Raw genomic sequence first — 22023 nt, forward strand, 5'->3', positions numbered from 1 at the left:
TTTCTCAAATCTTACCATAGTATTTAGTTTTCAGACACATCCTAGAAATGAATAAGGAAAGTATAATAAACTTAGCCATAAAAAACCGGTTGTCGTCATGGACCACCGGTTTGCTGAATACATACATGCTCTTTCTAACTTAGCCTTATAGATGCAGCCTTTGATCAATTGAGAAATAATTCGCTTTTTTTCAGTCTAAATACTAAATAAATAGTACTCACCAAAAAAATTAGATTTAAAGCGAAAATAACCGGGGTGTCTAAAAAAGCATAGACTATTGTACCAATAAACTTATTAAAAACACTTTGATCAACTATTATTGTATCTGTAGTTAAATCTATATTTGAATTTTGAGAGAACCAATAAACATTTTTTTCATCAACAAAATCAAACTTTAACTTAGCATATTGCAAACTATCGGAAGGCAATACCAACTTTAAATCCAAATCAAGAGTTAGTTTTGCATATCCAGCATTATTTAAAGTTAGAGGAATACGACTCCCTTCCCAAAGTATCTCCTTATCTTTAGCATCATACACATGATAAGAGAGAAATACCTTATCATTAAACAGGTCGAGATCTGTTGTTTGGATAATGATATCCGCTGTAAAATGCGAAGTATTCTGTTCCAATCTTGAATCTACCCTAACGCTTACTTTCTCACCTGACGCGGCCCAAATATCCCGATCAAAGCTAAAGAATGTGACAATAAGTATTCCAAGCAAAATTGTCTTCTTAATTATATTATATGAATTGATTGAATACCTGGTTGTACTCATAAGCAACTTTTCTCCAATCTCTTGTACTAAATTGATTGTATAATGCTTGTTGGGCTTGATAAAGCTCATTCCTATTTTCTATGGCCATTACTATTTTTTCAGCAATTGCATAGGGATCGAATGGATTAAAGAGCATCTTCTCTTTAAGAGAGAGATCCAAGATTTCATTACTAACGACAGGTATATTACTCATTATAGAAGGAGTGCCAACAGAAAATGATTCTGAAAAAGTAAACGGAAACCCTCCCTCAAATAATGTTGGGTTTACGGCTAATTTAGCCTGACTATTTAAGGCAGCAAGAATTCTAGAAGAGATTCCATAAAAAATAAAAATATCATTTTCTAAAAAGTTGTCTTTTACATAGTCTTTTATTGCCTCTTCTATAAGATAATTTCCGGTTAAAATAAGTTTAACATTCCCATTTAATTGCTTATTTATTATTTTCACTGCTTTTATTAAGTTGAATATATTTTTATGTGCTCTATATTGGGATGAATAGGTGATTAAATCAAAATCACTTAGATGGCTATTATACAAAACGTGGTCTGGTTTATATTTTTTTTGGATATATTCATTAATAATTTCTCTTGCATTTTGTTCAACAGTCATATATTTAAGGACATGCTTAGATAATTTCAAATGTTCTGCCATATTTATATTTGCATGTTTAATAACTGTTATCTTTTCAGGAGACACGCCACATCGTTCTACATAGTGGTGAAGTTTAACATATTCACTATAGCAGATAAGATGATCTGCAGCTTGAATACTTTCTCTTATCCTACGATGAGTATAACCAACCCCTGGAAACTGTGTTGGGAAGTCATAAAAAACAATATCAGGAGCAGCTAAAATCTTTTTGCACTTCAACTTTTTTATTTGAGGCCAAATCATGGATGGAATATAACAAACATCGACAATTTTATTTTTGTTTATACATTTAACAATTTTCTCTAACTCGGCATCAATAACTCTTTGATAAATCCAACCCTTTGAATTTTTTGCTATATTTGAAAACTTTAAAATAGTAGATTTATAAGGAGTAACCTTATACAAGAGTTTGTAAATTAATAATATTAGTTTATAAACAAGGTATAAAAGAGAGAATAAGATAAGGAACGGTAAACAGCAAACAACCAATAACAGATAGCATATTACCTTTACCACCACAAAAAAAAGGCTTGAAGTGCCAAAAAAATCCTCCACACCCTTTTTTAGTAGCATGCTGATTTTTAGTTTTGTTTTATTAAAAAAATCAGACTTTTTCAAACGCGCTTTCTTTGGCTTCTTTTTACCTGTAATGTACTCTTTCAGCCTTATCCCTAAAGGTATGGCGTTAGTAGAAACAATGTCAAATTTATAGTCGGGAATATTGTTATCTTTCATAAGTAGTAAAATAGAGTGCCTCAGCCACTCGGGACAAAAAAGTATCATATCTTTTGTATCGGAATTATTTTCTTTCAGTAGAAAGGCCAGTAGCCGCCCAATCCCCTCATTCGAAAGATTAGTTCCGGGATGAAATCCTAAAAATACACCCGTTTTTTTCAAATTATATTCCCCCAAATTCGAGATGCTTCATTGGTAATACCTAATTCAACTACTTTTAATGAATTAAGGCTTGATGACTCCAGACTACTGATATCTTCTAGAATTTCAAATAATTTATCAGTATTTTCATTAAATTTCTTATAGTGAAGCTGTCCATTCATTAAATGTTCATAGTATCTATATAACTTCAGATCTTCTACTACTATGGTTTTAGTAAAACGAAAAGCCTTTGACAATTTGTAATACATATTTTTTAAGTGCTGTGGATAAATTATCATTCTTGCGTGTGCATACAGAGCATTAAGTTCTTTTTCGCGTAAATTAAAATGCAGTGATACTACTTTGCTCAATGAACTTGACTTTTTAATAAATTTATTCATTTTTTTTACTAAAGGATTTTCTAAACCTTCTTTTAAATTATTTAGTATTAAATTTACTTTTCTTTCTGTTCTATATAATGAATAATAATCATGAAGTTGATATAAAATATCCATAATTTTTTCAGGTCTATTTATATCTATTTCAATAACATCATAATCCTTATTTAAGACTACACTTTCTTTCGACAAAGTAATGCTTGAAGGAGAAACAGAAATCACATATATTTTCTTTTCATCTATTCCAAGATGTTTTACTAAATCTTGTTTAGTGATAATTGAACAAGTTAAGATAAAGGAGGCCATTTTTAAATTATATATATAAACAGACGATATATTTTCATAAATCCGAAAGGCAATATCTTCAATGTATATACCATAAGGTCTAAGAGGAGCAATCGGATATTGAAATTCATGCAATATAAAAAGCCATAAATCAGAATCTACATAGTTATTAGTGTAATCTATAGGCAATTGATAGTGGGAATGCCACATCGGATTTCTCTCAAACATAAGAGATAAGGTATTAGAAACATCTGTATCTGAAATGTTTTTATAACTGTATTGATTAAGAGCTATCCCTTTCTGGGATAAGTATATATTCTCCGTTTTAAGATAGTTATCGTTTTCATGTATATTCACTTCGACTTCATGATTTTCATTTAAGCTTTTAATGTCAGAGTAAAAACTGGTTGCCAAATTAAAATAATCATTAAGGTGTGCCTTTTCTAATTCTTTTGGCAGAAATATAGATATTTTTTTGCTTTTATTTATTATTTTGTCGGCCTTAATATTAGGCAAAAAGTTTGTTTGCCATTGTTTTAAAACAAATTCATAGGAAAACTTATATAAAATCTTTTTTTGATCTTCTTTTATATCAGAGATTAGTTTCTGGTCACCTTCAAAAATACGTTTAATCTTAGATTTAGCCTCAGTGATATTACGACAAGAACCGGATTGCCGAGTACCTCCTAATGTACTAAGAAGACCCCCATTCATATAGACAACAGGCATTCCGGAAATCATAGCTTCAAGAGGGTGATAATGCAAATGGCGTGGGTTCGTTGAATGATAAAACATAACTTTACAATTTTTGTATAATTCATTTAATTCATCACGTTCTAAATACCCGGTAACATTCGGATCGTCTACTGGAACTGGTTGGTTTCCCGCTATTACATAATCGAAGTCCTTGAAATCTTTTTTAAACTGATTATAAATTTTTTCAGCGTCTGGAACATATTTTATACGCGTACAAAAAAATAGAATCTTATTATTTTTTCCTTCCCAAAGGTTCTCGACTGTATAAAAATCCCTTGGTAAACCCAAAGGCATATAAACAGCAGCTTCTTTATTAAATTCTTCCTCAACCTCAGCAAGATTAGGATAGCACTGAGAGAAGAAAAATCTACCACGCAACTGATTCATCTTATAAAAATCCGTCTCACTAAAGTAAAATTTCAAAAGTTCATTATAATTCTTATATTTTGGTTCACCAAATGCACGAAAGAAGATTAATCCTTCAAAATTATACATCAACTTTTTCAATATTAGAAAAGCCGAGTCTTGATATGTGAATGCGATAGAAAAATATTTGTTGATTATTTTCTTTATATACAAGGGCATCTTATTTGAAGAATAGAAGTCATATTCATTTAATAAATCCAAATCCTCTTGTGGGATAGTAAGAGTGTGGTCATACTGGAAGGTAATAGAACCACTGGACTGTAAAATATTTTTTGGAACAATTTTAGGAGTGAATATCTCAAACCCTAGATCCTGAATTAATGGCAGCTCAAATTCACTTAAAGTTTGGTGATTAAGAAGCCACAATAATCGTTTCTCTCTCATAATCTACCTCACAAATCTATTATTATAGTGAATTTCGATAATACTCGATTACATCATCGGGCTTACCATCCTTAATGATTCTTCCTTGTCTAACCAAAATAGCCCGATTACAAACTTCCCTTACAGTATTAAGATCATGAGAAACTAAAACAAGGATCTTGGCTTGACTCATTAACCCTGACATTCTTTCTTTGGCCTTCGCATAGAATGAAGCATCACCCGCCGCAATCACTTCATCCAATAATAGGATTTCACCAGGAATAGAAGTAGAAATAGCAAAAGCTAATCTTACCAACATCCCAGATGAATATGAACGGATAGGATAATCAATAAATTCACCCAATTCCGCAAAATCAATTATTTCTTGTTCTTTTTCTCTTACTATTTTAGGTGTGCCACCCAAAAGTAACCCCCGATACATAATATTCTCTCTTCCAGTGGACTCCAAGTCAAAACCCAAACTCAAATCAAAAAGAGAGCGAATTTCTCCTTTTACATTCCTCTCCCCTGATTTAATGGGATAAATACCTGCTATTGTCTTTAATAGCGTACTTTTTCCTGCTCCATTATGTCCGATTATTCCTAACTTTTCCCCTTCCTTTACCTGTAAAGAAAAGTCTTTTAAAGCCTGAACGTCTTCAAGCTTTTCTTTCTTTTTCTGTAACTTCAACACTGCAAAAATCTCCTGTTTAAGAGTAGTAGCATTATAAATATGTGATGGATAAAATAAATTTACATTATTTAAAGTTATATGACATTTTTCCATTTTCAACTTCCTTAATGTTATAAGTAGAATATAACCTTATCTTTATTCTTATTATTTACGAATACAGCTATTACGCCAAACATCAATATAGTTATCAAAGTAAATGTATAATCACTCGCCGAAGGCATAACCCCTTGAAGAAACGGGTTGCGGATTAAATTCAAAATATGAGTTATAGGATTGTAGTAAAATGCTTTCTCCAATAAAGGGCTTGAAGTAAACATCTCCCTTTTGAAAAAGACGGGGGAAACATACCATACGGCCTGTATAACCAATGCCATCACTTGGGGATAATCTCTATATTTAGCATTTGAATATCCCGCAATGGTAATAATTGCCCATGATAAAAAGAAGAATAAAAAAACCGATAATGGCAAGGAGATCAGACCTATTAGGATATTTTGAGGGTTAGCAAAAAGAATCCATAAAACTAGAGAAGCCATCGCAATAACAAATGTAATTGTTGATACCAATGCCGATTTCAATGTGTAAATAACAATAGGGTGATTAAACTGACGGATGTACTGTTCCCCAGTCATTATGGAATATCCGCCACCAATGAAGGAGGCGGATATCAAATCCCAAACAATTAGGCCTGAAAGGACATATGGGGCATAATCACTAAAAGTCATCTTAAAGACCACACCAAAAACAGTTGACATTAAAGCTGTTAATAATAGGGGATTCAAAAAAGTCCAAAGGATCCCTAATTTTGATCTTCTAAACTTATTCTTCAACTCAGCTCTTACCAAGTGAGACCAAAAGTATCTGGTCTGAAATATTTTAACTATATATTCTCCCAAAAGATTGACCTCCGAAAAACTTGTTTGTATATAACTAAGCGTTATTTTTACAATGGTAGATAAGTCTCTCACAAATAAAATCTATCTCTTCATCTTTTAGGACAGCATTTGTGGGAATATTAAATCCGCGTGCGGAAATTTTATCTGATACAGGGTAGCTTGAGTCCTCAAAATAAGGAGGCATTATATGCATGGGATAGAATAACGGACGAGTTTCGATTCCATCATTCTCAAGAAGCTTCATAAGCTGATCTCTTTCGATTTTCACTTTATCAGTTAGTAGTACTGATACCATCCAGTAAGTGTGCTTTGCCCATGACATCTCCGGCTGCAGGGTAAATAGTTCTTTATATTCTCCAAGTTTATTAATATACACCTCTGCAACTCTTCGTCTCTGTTCCAAGTGCCATCCTATATTTTCAATCTGACCCAATCCTACTGCAGCTTGTAAATTAGTCATACGATAATTATATCCAACCACATCAAACCAATAACGACGTTCTGGACTCATACCTTGGCCTCTTAACAACCGCATTTTTTGCGCAAGCTCACTGTCATTTGTAGTAATCATACCACCTTCGCCAGTTGATATAACCTTATTTCCAAAAAAGCTAAATGTCGCCACATGGCCTATAGATCCTACAACTTTATCTTTATAAACAGCACCATGGGCCTCAGCTGCATCTTCAATAACAAACAAGTTATATTTTCTGGCAACTTCCATAACTGGATCCATATCTACCGGATGTCCGTATAAATGAACCACAATAATACCTTTAGTCTTTGCAGTTATTTTCTCTTCGATCTTTGCAGGATCAATATTCCATGTTTCTGGTTCACAGTCCACTAACACAGGAGTAGCCCCGCAATATTTAACCGCATTCGCTGTTGCAATATACGTGAATGTAGGTATTATGATTTCATCATCTTGACCCACCCCATAAGCCACTAATGGCAGATGTAAAGCAACTGTTCCATTCGCACAAGAAATCGCATGTTCAACATTACAAAACCGTGCGAATTCTGTTTCAAACTCATTTACATATTTACCATTTGCAGAAATCCAACCAGTGTCTATGCAATCAAGCACGTACTTTCTTTCATTACCATTAAGCACGGGTCCAGCTAAAGGAATTTTCTTCAATACTTCCATTAAATATCATCCTTCTGTTTAATTATTTTGGCAGGAGTCCCCACAACAGTTGAATATGGAGCCACATCTTGAAGCACAGTGGCGCCAGCACCTACTTTTGCCCACTCACCGATACTCTTTTGTGGAACAACAGTACATTTTGCACCTAAAAATGCACCCTCTTTAACTCTCACACTACCAGTCAAGGTTACACCCGGAGCAATATGAACATGGGAGTCTATTATACAATCATGGTCAACGCTTGCGTTTGTGTTAATTATTGCGTTATCACTGATAATTGCATAAGGGTTAATAACAGCACTTGCAGCAACCATAACCCCTTTTCCGATTGAAGCATATGGGGATATAGTTGCGGTTGGATGAATTGCATTAATAGGATGTAGGCCTGAACTCAAGCATTTATTAAATAGTTTTTTTCTTAATTCATTGCTTCCAATAGCAATAATAAATCCAGTGACTTCTTGACCAACAAGAGTCTGTATAACGGTGTCGTCGCCAATGTTTTTAACCCCACACAAACTCTCCTGATCACCAAATGCTGAAGTAAACCCTACGATCTCGTATACATTCATGTTTTGCAGTGAATCAATAACCACTTTTGCATGGCCTCCACCGCCAATTACTACAACCTTTTGCATTCACACACCTCTAAATAGATGCGACCTTGTTGTACTTCCTCCAAAAATCTAGCAGTTCTCCCATAGTATCATCCAAATTATGCTCAGGCCGCCAATCCGTTTGAGATATCAATTTCGAATTGTCACCTACTCGACTAGCTGTTTCATTCAGTCTAATCTTTTGATTATCACTTATAATCATCGGACTTTCCAAAAATGAATGAGCAAAAAGGCAATTCAGAATATCTGATATTGACCTTGCATAATTTGAAGAAACATTATAGATCTCTCCTGAAACGCCATCAAGCATAAGCATATAATAAGCGTTAACAACGTCACGCACATCCAAAAAATCACGCTCAACATTAATGTTTCCAACTTGGATAAACTCTCTTACTCCAGCTTCCATTTCGGATATCTGTCTTGCAAAACTGGAACAAGCGTACAAAGAGGATTGTCCAGGCCCGGTATGGTTAAACGGTCGTGTTAAAATCACATTTAAACCAAAAGTATTTTTGTATTGTTGAGTAATGATCTCAGCACATGCCTTTGCTGCTGCATAGATATTAGCAGGTTGAATTGCATCCCTTTCCGAAAAGGCCCCCCCAGTACTTTCCCCATACACTTCACCTGATCCAACAAAAAGAATCTTGGGATTTTTATTGGATTTCCTGATTGCTTCAAATAAATTTAGAGTCCCGTTGATGATTGTATTGTAAGTGTGTATGGGGGCTTTAAGGGATTCCGGGATATAGGAAAGTGCAGCTAAATGGTAAATCTCTTCTGGATTCACCTGTTTTATTATTTGTTCAATTTCTTCCTGATTTCTAATGTCACATTTATGAAATTCGATTCTTGAATCTTTGAATTCAGAACGTGACAAGCCAATAACCTCATAACCTTTACTAAGCAATAATTCACATAAATGGTTTCCTACAAAACCGCTCACTCCAGTTATAAGGGCTTTCACCCACTGCTCACTTCCTAAGACTATAAATTTCCGATCTAGTAATTTCCGCCTTTTTCAAATCACTCTCAACCATAAGCTGCACCAACTTAACAAAGCTAGTTTTTTGGGGGGTCCAACCAAGCTGATTAATTGCTTTTGTAGGGTCTCCTTGCAGAAGATCAACCTCAGCTGCTCTAAAGAAGGCAGGATCTGTAACTACATAATCTCTATAATCCAAATCAACATATTTAAATGCTATTTCGCAGAATTCTCTTACAGAATGTACTTCTCCTGTTGCGATTACATAGTCATCGGGCTTGTCCTGCTGGAGCATCAACCACATGCATTCCACATAATCTTTTGCATATCCCCAGTCCCTCATTGCCTCTAGGTTTCCTAAGCGCAATTCACTTTGCAGCCCCAATTTAATCCTTGCAACAGCATCGGTGATCTTCCTAGTAACAAATTCAACACCTCTTCGAGGTGATTCATGATTAAACAATATCCCTGATGAGCCGAACATATTATAACTTTCTCGATAATTGACGGTCATCCAATGTCCATACACTTTGGCTACTCCATAAGGACTTCTCGGGTAAAATGGTGTTGTTTCCCTCTGGGGAGTCTCAACAACCTTACCAAACATTTCACTGCTAGAGGCTTGATAGAAACGAGCATCAGGCTTCATAATTCTTACTGCTTCAAGCATATTAGTAACGCTCAGCGCTGTGGCATGTCCAGTCAAAATAGGTTGAGTCCATGAGGTACCGACAAAGGATTGTGCAGCTAAATTATAAACTTCGTCAGGGTCAGATTGTTTAACTGCCCGAATTAATGAACTTAAGTCTTGAATGTCCCCTTCAATAAATTCAATTTCATTCTCAATATGACGAATGTTCTCTAAAATCGGAACACTGGTTCTTCTTCTCAAACCATATACCTTGTATCCTTTTTCTAACAAAAGATCAGCCAAATAAGAGCCATCTTGTCCAGTAATTCCCGTTATCAACGCACGCTTTGTCATGTAGCCAATTCCCTCAACCTTCGTAAATTTATTATAAATATTGCTCTAACTTCTGAACTTTTAACTCTTTAATCAATGCTTTTATATCCTGCGCCTTCTCTTTCTTACATATAAGCGTAACATCATCTGTTTCTACTATAATAAGATCTTCGACTCCTAAAGTAGCAATCAATTTCCCATTGCTTTCAATAATACAGCGCTTAGTATCTATACAAATAGTATTTCCCTTAATAACATTCCCACTTTCATCGAGATTATTAATGCGTTCAAGGGCCGTCCAACTACCGACATCATCCCACCCAAAGACGCATGGTATTACATAAATATCTTTTGCTTTTTCCATAATACCATAATCAATCGACTGGTCGGGCATTTTGTGAAATTCTGACTTTATTACTTCATTCCTATCTGAGACTTTAAATAAAGTCTTCATTTCTTCTAACAATTGATGCATTTCAGGCATAAGGAGCTTAATATAATTACGAATCACGGATGTTTTCCAGACGAAAATCCCACTATTCCAATAATAATTTCCAGACTCCAAATACATTTCAGCCGTTTCAGCATCAGGTTTTTCAACAAATTTATTAACTTTATGAACCAACAATTCATTTATTTCTAAAGATTCATAAGAACTTTCAATATAGCCATAACCAGTCTCAGGATAAGTTGGGCTTATTCCCAAAGTTACCAAATAATCTCCCAAACCACTTACTTCTACAGCTGTCTTTAGAATAGTAAGAAATTCATTTTCGTTTTTAATGATATGGTCAGAAGGCAGCACGATCATGTTGCTATCCGGAAATTTTCCTTCTATTATCAACGAAGCTAGCCCCACACAAGGAGCGGTATTTCTACCTATAGTTTCTATAATAATATTATCCTGTGGTAGCGTAGGAACCTGCACTTTGATTATTTCAGCATATAATTCGTTTGTTATAACGAAGATTTGATCAATAGGTATAAACTTTTGCAACCTAGCAATGCACTGCTGAATCATCGATTTATTCCCAGAAATATTCAAAAATTGCTTTGGCAAATGCGTCCGGCTCTTAGGCCAAAACCTTTCTCCTTTTCCACCAGCCATTATAAGACAAGTCGTTACCATAATGTCGCCAACTTTCAATATTTAATATAGTTTAGTCTTTTTTTCATAAGTTCGCCTATCATCTTAGGAGAGTAGTGACTCTTAATATACTCTTGTCCTTTAGTAGATATTTTTTTGTAAAAATCTTCATCATGTACTAATCTGACCATATACTTACTAGCATGTTCCACATCAGGGTCAGCCCACAATTGGTCGGCTTTATAAGGACCATGATCCTGTCCCACTGAAACCAACTTGTATCCTACCGGGCATGAGTTATCTGAATTCATGAAATCCGTTACGGAAGACCAGTTAGTTCCTATTACTGGTTTACCTAAATACATAGCCTCCGCCAGTCCTAAACCAAACCCTTCACTTCTATGAAGTGAAATAAAACAATCGGCAACGTCCATTAATGCGTTAGTATCATTTCGCGACAATGTTTCCCTTAAGATATATATATTATTGTAATTTCCAATTAATTCAATAATACTACTCAAGTCTTGGTCTCCATGGTATAAACCATTTATTTTGATTACAAGCCCTACGCTATGATCAAAAGGACTGAACGCTTTTTTAAAGGCATTTATCGAAGCTTGAGGATTTTTGCGATCCTGAAAGCTTTTCAAATCATACATTGTCAAAAACAAAAAAGGAGATTCGGGAAGATTAAAATAGGTCCGGGTTCTTTTGGTATTAATTTTCACTTCAATACTGTGTGGCATCTTGATAACGGGCACCGGACTCTTTATAGAGATAGAATTTGCAACAAATACAGAAGGAACCCAAATCTCGTCAACGAACCTAAAGTTCTCGATCCATTCATCAGGGAACTCCGGAAGTTCCCAATGCCAAAAACCGATGTTGTATCTATCATTGAATAAAGAGTTGCCATAGTGTAGAAATACTTCTCCCATTTGCTCTGCATTAATATGAAAAATATTAACGCCGTATAGAGGCTTACTCACTTCCATATAAGCCCAGCTATCATCCTTCATACTAGCAGAATTCGTTCCTTTAAAATCAAGAATTGCAAATGGAATTTTAGCTGCACTCATACTTCTAGCCGCAATTCTACAGGATTCCCCGACCCCCATCTCTGCTCGTGAAAATCCTACAAGATTTACACCATCAAACTTTCCCTTACTACCATTTCCATTGGATTTAGCATTAGAAACAGGATAGGATCCTTTTATAATTTTCATCTTTAATTTTCGCAATATCTCTGGAGGTATAACTCTTATCATTACAGGTTTAAAAATAATTGATATTTTAAACAAGTATTTATAAAGTAACGTTTTGAACTTAATCATCCTCCAATGCAGCTTTCCCCATAACTTTATAACGTTCAATTTTAGTGTGAAATCAGATGTTAACAGTAGCCCAATATTTTTCACTATGCTAAAATATCCTCGTATCTACAGGAAAAGGAGATTATAAAGTGTCGAATCCAGTATACGGTAAAAAGGCGGCCCCGTCGAGAAATGCGGAAAAGTTGTCGGGCGCGCTGTGGACATTGGTTGTTGGCTTTATTGTATTTTTGGTATGGACTCCGTTTCAAGTGGCATTATTTAACGGACAGCAGATCGACTTCGAGAAACCGATCTATATCGCGGTTCTGCTCGGCTGCCTGCTGCTGATCGGCTGGATCGGAATCTTCTTCACGAAGTTCCGCCTGAACGATGAACGCGACCTGCTCGCGGTGCTGGTACTGCTGCTTCCGCTGACTTATTTGCTGTCGATGTTTGCAGCCGCGTCCCACTATATGGCGGTCAATCTGCTGCTGATTCAGTCGATGTATGCGGCGGTATTTATCGTATCGCTCTACCTCCTTCGACACAAACAAATCAATGTTACCATACAAAACGCGGTATTGACAGTTGCTTACGTCCTTGTCTGGTTCGGCATGCTGAACTGGCTCGGGGCCTGGAACGTAGCCGGAGGCATAGTCGGCTGGTTCTCCAATACAGTCAAAGGCGGACGCTATCTGGACGCGGTTATGACCGATGCCAACGGTCTGCGGCTGACATCTGTATTCCAATACGCCAATACATATGCGGCTTTTCTGATGGCTTTTCTGTTCGTCGCCATCTTCGCTCTCATTCGTTCCCGCCGCTGGTACGGCACGCTGACGCACGCCTTCATGCTTGTGCCGATCATCGTCTCCCTGCTGCTGACGCTGTCGCGCGGCGGTCTCGTCATGCTTCCGGTTGTCTTTGTTCTGCTGCTGCTGTTCCTGAAGCCGGCCCGGCAGATTCTCTGGATTCTGCATCTCGGAATTGCCGGTATCATATCTCTGGCCATAACCAGCCCGGTAACGAATATCGGGGAACGGCTGAGCAAGGTTCCGGACGCGGGTGCCGCCTTCCGGGGCTGGTGCTGGCTGCTAATCGGGTCGGCAGCAGCTGCGGCGCTTAGCTGGGTTATCCAGAAGTACTTGGCTCCCTGGCTGGACGGGAAGCTGGAAGGCTGGACCAAGCGCAGGCTGAGCGGCCTGTGGCTGCCGATCGGCTCCACTGTGCTCGTAGGCCTCGTCGCCTTCCTGCTGATCGGAACCGGTCTGCGCAGCATTCTGCCGGCCAACGTGGAGACCCGGCTGGAGAACATCAACTTCAAGCAGCACAGCGTGCTGGAGCGGATGACATTTTACAAGGATGCCCTGAAGGTGGTTAAGGATCACCCGGTTATCGGTACCGGCGGCGGAGGCTGGGCTTCGCTGTACGAGCAGTACCAGAACAATCCGTACGTCAGCCGCCAGGCGCACAACTTCTTCCTGCAGTATCTTATCGAAGTCGGCATTGTGGGCTTCCTCGTATTCATGGGCTTCATTCTGTATATCTTCTATAAATACATTCGCGGTTACATCAAGAACCGGAACGAGCTGGATGATTATTCGAACGGTTTTTTCTATCTCATACTGACGTTGTCGATCCTGCTTCACAGTACGCTCGACTTCAATCTCAGCTATGGCTTCATGGGCATCCTGGTGTTCCTGGGTCTGGCAGGCATGGCAGATGCCATGGACAGCCGGGAGGTGAAGCCTGCGCTGAAGGGCAACGGTATCCGTTACGGCTACCTGGCCGTGCTGACTGTCGCCGCTGTGACGGTTCTCACCGTATCGGGCCGTTCGCTCAGCTCCAACGCGTCGACAGTAGAAGCCAAAGGGCTCGTCCGGTACAGCACTTCCTATGAGGAGATTGCTTCTCCCCTGCAGAAGGCGCTGAAGCTCCGCCCGACCCATCCGGAATCGGTCCTTCTCCTCTCTGCGCTGGATCAGCAGATCTATAAGCAGACCGGACAGGAAGAGTTCGCCGAGAAAGCTCACGCACTGCTGAACAAGACTTTGAAGAAAGAGCCCAGCAACAAACAGCTTCTGAATCAGCTGGTGAATCTGTATGATCTGAAGAAAGAGCCGGAACTGGCCTATAAGGTTCTGCTGGATAACAGCTACCGGTTCAAGTGGGACATTAACTGGTATGAACAGCTCATCAGCCGCGCCTCTGCGCTTGGCAGCGAGGCCCGCGCGCAGAAGGACAGCGCCAAGGAACAAAGCTACTTCCAGGACGCTCTGACCGCTTACGATCAGGTGGAAGCCGGCATCGCCCATATCAAAACGCTGCCGAAGGAACAGCTGCAGGGGCGCCCGTTCGATGTTACTCCGCTGATTGGCATGAGCATCAGCAGAATCAAGGAGCTGTCCGGCGACAGTGCCGGAGCCGCAGAGCTGCTGCAGACCGGCTTCACCGGCAGCTACGCGGATCTGGCGTCCCAGCCTGAGCCTTGGTCTCCGGACTGGTACAGCGCTGTGGCCGCCCGGGCGTTGGAACTCGGGCAGGCCTCCCGCGCGCAGATCGGCGACGGGATCAACGACGACGCGGAAGAAGCCACGATGGAAGCTAACTTCGGCATTGGCCTTCAAGCTTACGGCTACGCGCTCAACGATGCCGGCGGCAAGGAATCCGAGCTTCCGGCTCCTCTTGCGCTCGCGGCCGGGAAGACTCAACTCCTCTCCGGCGACTTCCAGGAAGCGATTAACACCTTTAAGGGCAAGCTTAGCGACGATTACAGCGACGCCGTCAATCGGGAACTCGCCCGCTGGTATCTGGGGGCGCTGAAGAAAGCGAACCTGGTGCAGGATCAGGACGTGTATAACAAGCTCATCGCGGCCGACCCGAATGAAGCGGCCCAGATTGATGATGTAGTTAAGATGTAAGCTGATCCAGTATAAGCTGCACGGTGCAAGCTGTACGATTCAAACTGAAACGCAATAACAAAAGGCTGTATGTCCCGAGGGGGGACATACAGCCTTTTGGTTATGAGGAATGGTTAAGCGTGAGGAACGGTTAAGTGTCCGTTTCGGCCCAGAGAGCAAGGCAGCCGCGATTCAGGAGAGTGCGTCCTGCCCGCCAAGACGGTCAGCTGCCAGCATGGCGCTCAGCACCTTATCCGGGGTCACAGCAAAAGGCATATGTGCCATCGGAGAGCCGGACGCACAGCTGGCCTCGGCAGCAAGAGCCAGCCGGTCCGGCCGGTCGGCGCTGAGGCCGAGCTCGCGCAGGGTAACCGGAAGCCCTACATTCCGGCAAAACGCCTGAATCTGCCGGATCTCCGCTTCCGGCGCTTCCTCCAAGCAGAGCTGAACGGCCGTGGCGTAGGCTACTTTTTCCCCGTGCATCACGCTTCCCGTCTCTTCCAGTACGGTTAGCCCGTTGTGGACGGCATGAGCCGCAGCCAGGCCCCCGCTCTCGAACCCGATGCCGCTCATATAGATATTCGCCTCAATGATATGCTCCACCGCATCCGTCAGACGACCCGCCTGTGCGTCGCAGAAAGCTTGCTCTCCGTATTCCAGCACGGTGCGCAGGCACCCCTCGGCGAGCAGACAGGCGGACAAGGAGGGTGCCGTTCTCTCTGGCGCGGCGGGTCCATCTCCCGCCTCCGGCCCGGTATCCGGTCCCGTAAGTCTCGACGCTGCTGCGATCTGCTCCGCGGAGCGCCGGCAAGCCCGCGCCTCATAGAACGTGGACAGCGCATCGCCCATGCCGGCAGCCAGCATTCGCGCAGGGGCCTGGACAATGAACTCCGAGTCGGCCAGCACGATATCCGGACTGCGGTCCAGCTCCAAGTAACGGTCCAGTTCGCCGTTCTCCTGATACAGCACCGAGAGGGCGCTGCACGGCGCGTCGGTGGAGGCGGCAGTCGGCGCCACAATCAGCGGGCACCCGGTAAAATGGGCGGCTGCCTTGGCCGCATCCAGCGTTTTGCCGCCCCCGATCCCAACCAGTACGGTCCGCCCGTCCCGAGTACCCAGCCGTCCGGCGTATTCCTTCACTCTCGCTTCGGTGCATTCTCCCCGGTATGCTTCCACCTGGACCGGCAGGCCGCCGGTCTTAAAGAGTTCCTCCAGCCGTTCTCCGTGCCGCTCCCAAATGAACCCGTCCACCAGCAGAGCCGCCCGTGCACCGCCCAATTGAGCGCAGAGACCGGGCAGCCGGGCCATGACACCGGGTCCTTGGATATAACGGGACGGCGATTTCAGTAAATAGGCCATGTTCTCTATCCGCTCCTTCATAAAAAGCCTCTGCCGCCGTCCATGCAGGCGGGGCAGAGGCCGATTCTCCGGTGATCCCCGCGTTCCATTCCCGGAACTAGCGGGTTGTCGTCTGCGGAGACTCGCTCTCCGAGACGATGGTTCTCAAATACTGAAGCAGGTCTTCCCGCAATTCTTCATGCTGAAGGGCATAATGAATGGTCGTCTGGATAAAGCCCATCTTCTCACCGACGTCATGGCGCTTGCCTTCAAAATGGTAAGCAATGATGCGCTCCACTTCACTCAGCCGGGCAATGGCGTCGGTTAGCTGAATTTCGCCGCCGACTCCAACCTGCTGCTCCTCCAGCATGTCAAAGATGCGCGGCGTCAGAATGTAACGGCCGAGAATCGCAAGATTGGAAGGCGCGTTCTCCTTAGGCTTCTCCACCAGGCGATTGGCTTTGAATACACGGTCAGCCAGCTCCGTCCCGTCTACGACGCCGTAGCGGTGCACTTCTTCCCAAGGGACGGGCTGTACGCCGACCACGGAAGATTTGTATTGATCGTAGATGTCGATCATCTGCTTCAGGCAGGGCTTGTCCGCCTCGACGATGTCGTCCCCCAGGAGCACGGCAAACGGCTCGTTGCCGATGAACTTGCGGGCACACCAGATGGCGTGGCCCAGTCCCTTGGGCTCTTTTTGCCGTATATAATGAATGTCGGCCATCTCGGAGGACTTGCGGACCGAGTCGAGCAGCTCCCACTTCTGCTTCTCCGCCAGGTTGAACTCAAGCTCGAACGAATTGTCAAAATGGTCTTCGATCGCCCGCTTGCCTTTGCCGGTTACGATAATGATGTCCTCAATGCCGGAGGCCACGGCTTCCTCCACGATATATTGAATCGTCGGCTTGTCCACGATCGGCAGCATTTCCTTCGGCATCGCCTTGGTCGCGGGCAGAAAGCGGGTACCCAGCCCGGCGGCCGGGATAATCGCTTTGCGGATCTTCAATGAAATCAGCTCCTTGGGGTCGTTTCGTCGTAAGCGACGAGTCGTGCTTTTTAAAGAACATATGAGTTGCTACTATTATAGCAGTTCTAAGAGGAATTGGGCAAAAGTCGGAATAAAAGAAGAACGCTCCGTCGGATCGACAGGGCGTTCTCTATAAAGAATGGGCTGCACCGCACCAGCTATTTTACCAGCTGCCCCCGCGTTACGCCGAGCTGGTTGGTGGCCTTGAGTGTCCTCCAGACGCTGGTACCGGAAATTTCGCCCCGCAGAGCCTGGTTGTACAGATCCAGCACCTGAATGACCTGCTCCGGAGTCTCTTCCAGAAACTCTACGCGGAACGAAGCCACGCCCAGGCTCTGGAAATGGCTCAGGTACTCGGCGCCGGACTGCTCGATTGCATTGTAGACCGTGTTGCGGCAGCCTTCATCTACCCGTACGGGGTGGCTCATGCCGATCCGGTCTTGAAGAGAAGCTCTCCCCGATTCGCACGGCCGGCCGCAGTTCGTATAATCCGTGCCTTCGCTAAGGAAGGTGCAATACACGCAGTGTTCAGTATGGAACATCGGCAGATGCTGGTGAATGACAACCTCCGTCCGCGACGTATCGCTGCGTTCGAGGAGATCGACCATTTGCTGAATGTTCAGGTCATACGACGGCGTGATCCGATCGCAGCCGGCCTCCAGGAACACTTTGGCCGCCTTGTGGTTCGCGATGTTCAGGGAGAAATCGCCGATCAGCTGCGGGTGGACGGCATTCGGCTCCTCCTGACGGCGGCGCAAGTAATAATATAGCGCGCCGGTATTGCGCACCAGCACGGCATCCGGCTGAAGACGCAGGATGTTGGCGTGATAGCCGTTCTCGCCGGGCATGTGAATACGCGGCGTAGCCAGCGCAATCTTCGCGCCCGCAGCTCTGACGGCTTCGACCGCTGCCGGGAACTGCTTGATGAATTCGAAGTCGGCGTAGATGAAGCCGACGCCCGCCTCCAGCGCAGCCTGCACCTGCGGCAGGCCGCGGCACAGCGCGGTGAGCGAAGCGCCGCGCGGCGCTTCGCCGGTCGGCCCCGCCCAGGCGGCAGGCCGGGCGCCTGCGGCGGCGGACCCTTGCGGATACGCATCGCCGTAAGGGTCAACCGCCCGTTTCACGTAGACGGGCGGTTTCGGGCGCTCGCCGGCCAGCAGCTCGACGGCGCGGCGGCGAATGCCGTTCAGCTCGCGCATCGGCACAATGACGTCGCCTTCCAGGAGGGCGTCGAGCCGGTCGAGCTGGAACAGCGTGCCGCCGAGGCGGCCGAACTGCTCCTCTAAGAGCGCTGCGTCCATCGGACGCTTGAGCGCAGGCTCCAGCGGCAACTCGGAGTCGACGCGGACGGTGACGCCTTTATGAAGGTCCGTCCACCAGGTCGCCAGCGGTTCGCCCGCGCGTCCCGATGCCTTGATCTGCACCGGAAAGACCCGGTACGGCTTCTCGGTCTCGTACGTCTGCCGCAGGCTGCGATCCAGCGCCGGATCATTCGTCTTCCAGATGCGGTCACCGACATGAAGACGGCGCAGGTCGACATCGCTGCGTCCTGGCACGATGTCGATCACCCATCCTTCGCCCGCTTCGCCTTCCAGCTTCACACCCTTGCGGCGCAGGTCGTAGACACGCCCGCCCTCTTCTTTCTTCGTCGGATCGCCCGCATCGAACACGATGCCGTCGCCGCGCTTGAGCGGGGCATTCAGGCGGCACACCACGCCGTCGCGGAGGATCTGCTCCACGGTCCCGAGGTAGACGCCGCGGCTCTTCGGGAACGTACCGTCCACGAGCTTCTTGTTGTTGGTGCCTTCGAGGAAGCCGTGGGTGAAGCCGCGCGAGAAGCTCTGCTGCAGCTCCCGCATTTCTTCCGCCGAGGGCGACGCCCATTTGCCGTCAAAATACCGGTCAATCGCCTTCCGGTACTTGCCGACGACATTGGCCACATATTCCGGACTCTTCAATCGCCCTTCAATCTTGAAGGACGTTACCCCCGCTTCGATCAGCTCGGGCATGATGTCGATGGCCGCCAGATCCTTGGGCGACAGCAGGTAGGCGACGTCGCCCATCGGCTGCGGCACGCCGTCCACAAGCAGATCATACGGCAGCCGGCAGGCCTGCGCACACTCGCCCCGATTGGCCGAACGGCCGCCCCACATCTCCGACGTCAGGCATTGACCCGAGTACGAGACGCAGAGAGCGCCATGCACGAATACTTCCATCGGCAGACGGGCCTGTTCTCCGATCTTCCGAATCTGCTTCAGATTGTTCTCCCGGCCGAGCACCACGCGCTCCATGTCAAACGGCTTCGTGAATTCCACCGCCTCCGGCGAGGTAATCGTCATCTGGGTCGAACCGTGAATCGGGAAGTCCGGCGAAATCTCGCGGATCATCTGCACGAGGCCCAAATCCTGAACGATAACCGCATCCACACCCGCGTCCACACAGGCATCGATCAGCTCCTTGGCATCCCCCAGCTCATTCTCGAACACCAGGATATTGAATGTCAGAAAGCCCTTTACGCCGTAGCTATGCAGGAAAGCCATAATCTCCGGCAGCTCTTCCATTCTGAAGTTGTTCGCCCGCGCCCGGGCATTGAATTTCTCCACGCCGAAAAAAACCGCATCCGCCCCGTTCGCGACGGCTGCCCGCATGCAGTCCCAATCGCCGGCCGGAGCCAGCAGCTCGACGTCTTCCCTGCGTATTTCCCGCTCTGTCATCTATGAGAATCCTCCCTAGGATAGCTTCTATCATTAAAATTCTTGACTACCAGACGATTAACCCATCAATTATAGCAGAGCGGCGTGAAGCTTGCCAGAATAAATGAAAGCTCCCTCCAAATTCCATATCAAATAGACAAAGCCCGAACCGAGAGCGTAAAATATAATCGATGACTGGAGTTCGCTGTCATTGCATCCATTACATAGACACAGGGAGAGCTGAATATAACAATGAAAGGCATTATTCTGGCCGGCGGAAGCGGTACACGCCTTTACCCGCTGACGATGGTAACGAGCAAACAGCTGCTGCCGGTCTACGACAAGCCGATGATCTATTATCCGCTGTCCACCCTTATGCTTGCCGGTATCCAGGAAATTCTGATTATCTCTACGCCCGAGGACACGCCCCGCTTCGAGAATCTGCTCGGGGACGGTTCCCAGTTCGGTCTTTCGCTTCAGTATAAGGTGCAGCCGAGCCCGGACGGTCTGGCCCAAGCGTTCATTCTGGGCGAATCCTTCATCGGCGAAGATTCCGTCGCCATGGTGCTGGGCGACAACATCTATTACGGCAACGGAATGACGCAGATTCTGAAGCGGGCCGCCGAGAAGAAGCAGGGAGCTACCGTGTTCGGGTATCATGTACCCGATCCGGAACGTTTCGGAGTCATTGAATTCGACGAAGAGGGCAAAGTCCTGAGCATTGAAGAGAAGCCAGCTGTGCCCAAATCCAATTACGCGATTACCGGACTGTATTTCTACGACAACCGGGTCGTCTCCATGGCCAAGAACGTTCAGCCGTCGCAGCGCGGCGAACTGGAGATTACTTCGATCAACGAAGCCTATTTGGCTCTTGGCGAACTGGACGTCGAAGTGCTGGGCCGCGGCTTCACCTGGCTCGATACGGGAACGCATCAAAGCCTGGTGGACGCCACCAATTTTGTCCGTACCATCGAGGATCATCAGGGCATCAAGATTGCCGCCCCCGAAGAAATTGCCTACATCAACGGCTGGATCACAAGGGACCATCTGATGGAATGCGGACGCAAGCTGAGCAAGACGGGATATGGACAATATCTTATGAAAGTCGCTACCGGCAAAATACAGTATTAAACGCACACTCTTATTCTTAATGTACCGGAGGGATTTCAATGAAATTTACCGCGACGCCCCTGGAGGGAGTGTTGGTTGTAGAACCGGCCGTCTTCGGCGATCACCGGGGCTGGTTCATGGAGACTTACAGCGAGGCCCAGTTCAAGGAGCAGGGACTGAATCTGACGTTCGTACAGGATAACCAATCTTATTCGGCCGTCAAAGGGACGCTCCGGGGCCTGCATTTCCAGCTCGAACCCAAAGCGCAGACCAAGCTGGTCCGGTGTACGCGCGGCTCCATCTATGATGTGGCCGTGGATATCCGACAGGGCAGCCCGACTTACGGGAAGTGGTTCGGCATTGAACTGACGGCCGAGAACAAGAAGCAGCTGCTCATCCCGAAGGGCTTTGCCCACGGCTTCATGACGCTGACCGAGGACGTCGAGGTCCAGTATAAATGCGATGAACTGTACGCGCCCGACTGCGACGGCGGCATTCGCTGGAACGACCCCGATATCGGAGTGGAGTGGCCGCTTGAGATTACACCGGTGCTCTCGCCCAAGGATGAGACGGCGCCGCTGCTGAAAGACGCCAACCTGAATTTCCTTTATCGCTAATACCTTTCAAAAATAAACAACCTCCGTCATCCGGAAGCGCCGTGAAGTGCACCCCTTAGAATAGACATTGGAAAACCCCCCTGGTTAT

General features: G+C 45.0%; 17 protein-coding genes. 3 read left to right on the top strand and 14 right to left on the bottom strand.

Features of this window, described 5'->3' with window-relative positions; genetic code table 11:
- Positions 1–164: 164 nt before the first annotated feature.
- Genes F4V43_RS18485 through F4V43_RS18535 form a run of 11 tightly spaced genes read right to left on the bottom strand, consistent with a single transcriptional unit; the run spans position 165 to position 12268 of the window.
- Entirely contained in the window at positions 165–779 is a 615-nt protein-coding gene (locus tag F4V43_RS18485; protein WP_150459750.1) for a hypothetical protein, read from the bottom strand.
- On the bottom strand, positions 745–2328 hold the full coding sequence (locus tag F4V43_RS18490; RefSeq protein ID WP_150459751.1) for a glycosyltransferase: 1584 nt from the start codon (positions 2326–2328) through the stop codon (positions 745–747). Before F4V43_RS18490 ends, F4V43_RS18485 begins: the two co-directional genes overlap by 35 nt.
- Positions 2325–4556 carry a glycosyltransferase gene (locus F4V43_RS18495; protein WP_150459752.1) on the bottom strand — a complete coding sequence of 744 codons (2232 nt, stop codon included), beginning with the start codon at positions 4554–4556 and terminating at the stop codon, positions 2325–2327. The genes F4V43_RS18490 and F4V43_RS18495 overlap by 4 nt, the downstream gene beginning before the upstream one ends.
- 22 nt (positions 4557–4578) lie before the next feature.
- Positions 4579–5322: an ABC transporter ATP-binding protein gene (locus F4V43_RS18500; protein WP_150459753.1), complete on the bottom strand. Its 744-nt coding sequence runs from the start codon at positions 5320–5322 to the stop codon at positions 4579–4581.
- Between the two features lie 17 nt (positions 5323–5339).
- The gene (locus F4V43_RS18505; RefSeq protein WP_150459754.1) at positions 5340–6125 is read right to left on the bottom strand and encodes an ABC transporter permease; all 786 of its coding nucleotides are present in this window, start codon (positions 6123–6125) and stop codon (positions 5340–5342) included.
- A gap of 34 nt (positions 6126–6159) precedes the next feature.
- Entirely contained in the window at positions 6160–7278 is a 1119-nt protein-coding gene (locus F4V43_RS18510; RefSeq protein WP_150459755.1) for a DegT/DnrJ/EryC1/StrS family aminotransferase, read from the bottom strand.
- The gene (locus F4V43_RS18515) at positions 7278–7916 is read right to left on the bottom strand and encodes an acetyltransferase (protein WP_150459756.1); all 639 of its coding nucleotides are present in this window, start codon (positions 7914–7916) and stop codon (positions 7278–7280) included. Before F4V43_RS18515 ends, F4V43_RS18510 begins: the two co-directional genes overlap by 1 nt.
- Positions 7917–7926: 10 nt before the next feature.
- Positions 7927–8865, bottom strand: coding sequence for a GDP-mannose 4,6-dehydratase (locus F4V43_RS18520; protein WP_191089648.1), 939 nt, complete (start codon positions 8863–8865; stop codon positions 7927–7929).
- Positions 8866–8872: 7 nt separating this feature from the next.
- A complete protein-coding gene (gene gmd, locus F4V43_RS18525) occupies positions 8873–9868 on the bottom strand; it encodes a GDP-mannose 4,6-dehydratase (RefSeq protein ID WP_150459758.1) in 996 nt (331 codons plus the stop codon).
- 31 nt (positions 9869–9899) lie between these two features.
- The gene (locus F4V43_RS18530; protein WP_317983797.1) at positions 9900–10955 is read right to left on the bottom strand and encodes a mannose-1-phosphate guanylyltransferase; all 1056 of its coding nucleotides are present in this window, start codon (positions 10953–10955) and stop codon (positions 9900–9902) included.
- Between the two features lie 35 nt (positions 10956–10990).
- Complete coding sequence (locus F4V43_RS18535) at positions 10991–12268, bottom strand: glycosyltransferase (RefSeq protein WP_150459760.1); 1278 nt, start codon at positions 12266–12268, stop codon at positions 10991–10993.
- 248 nt (positions 12269–12516) lie between these two features.
- On the opposite strand from F4V43_RS18535, the gene F4V43_RS18540 reads away from it, so the two are divergent.
- A complete protein-coding gene (locus tag F4V43_RS18540; protein WP_223879964.1) occupies positions 12517–15168 on the top strand; it encodes an O-antigen ligase family protein in 2652 nt (883 codons plus the stop codon).
- 171 nt (positions 15169–15339) lie between these two features.
- On the opposite strand, the gene F4V43_RS18545 is transcribed toward F4V43_RS18540, so the two are convergent.
- The 3 genes from F4V43_RS18545 to F4V43_RS18555 form a co-directional block, all read right to left on the bottom strand.
- Entirely contained in the window at positions 15340–16506 is a 1167-nt protein-coding gene (locus tag F4V43_RS18545; protein WP_150459762.1) for a glycerol dehydrogenase, read from the bottom strand.
- Between the two features lie 97 nt (positions 16507–16603).
- Positions 16604–17494, bottom strand: a complete 891-nt coding sequence (galU, locus tag F4V43_RS18550; protein WP_150459763.1) for a UTP--glucose-1-phosphate uridylyltransferase GalU — start codon at positions 17492–17494, stop codon at positions 16604–16606.
- A 179-nt stretch (positions 17495–17673) separates the two neighbouring features.
- Positions 17674–20229, bottom strand: a complete 2556-nt coding sequence (locus tag F4V43_RS18555; protein ID WP_150459764.1) for a U32 family peptidase — start codon at positions 20227–20229, stop codon at positions 17674–17676.
- A 231-nt stretch (positions 20230–20460) separates the two neighbouring features.
- On the opposite strand from F4V43_RS18555, the gene rfbA reads away from it, so the two are divergent.
- On the top strand, positions 20461–21339 hold the full coding sequence (gene rfbA, locus F4V43_RS18560; protein ID WP_150459765.1) for a glucose-1-phosphate thymidylyltransferase RfbA: 879 nt from the start codon (positions 20461–20463) through the stop codon (positions 21337–21339).
- A 38-nt stretch (positions 21340–21377) separates the two neighbouring features.
- Complete coding sequence (rfbC, locus tag F4V43_RS18565) at positions 21378–21935, top strand: dTDP-4-dehydrorhamnose 3,5-epimerase (protein ID WP_150459766.1); 558 nt, start codon at positions 21378–21380, stop codon at positions 21933–21935.
- The last annotated feature ends 88 nt before the right edge of the window (positions 21936–22023 follow it).

This window comes from Paenibacillus spiritus (genome assembly GCF_008710135.1).
In the GTDB taxonomy this organism is placed as follows: domain Bacteria; phylum Bacillota; class Bacilli; order Paenibacillales; family Paenibacillaceae; genus Paenibacillus_AQ; species Paenibacillus_AQ glufosinatiresistens.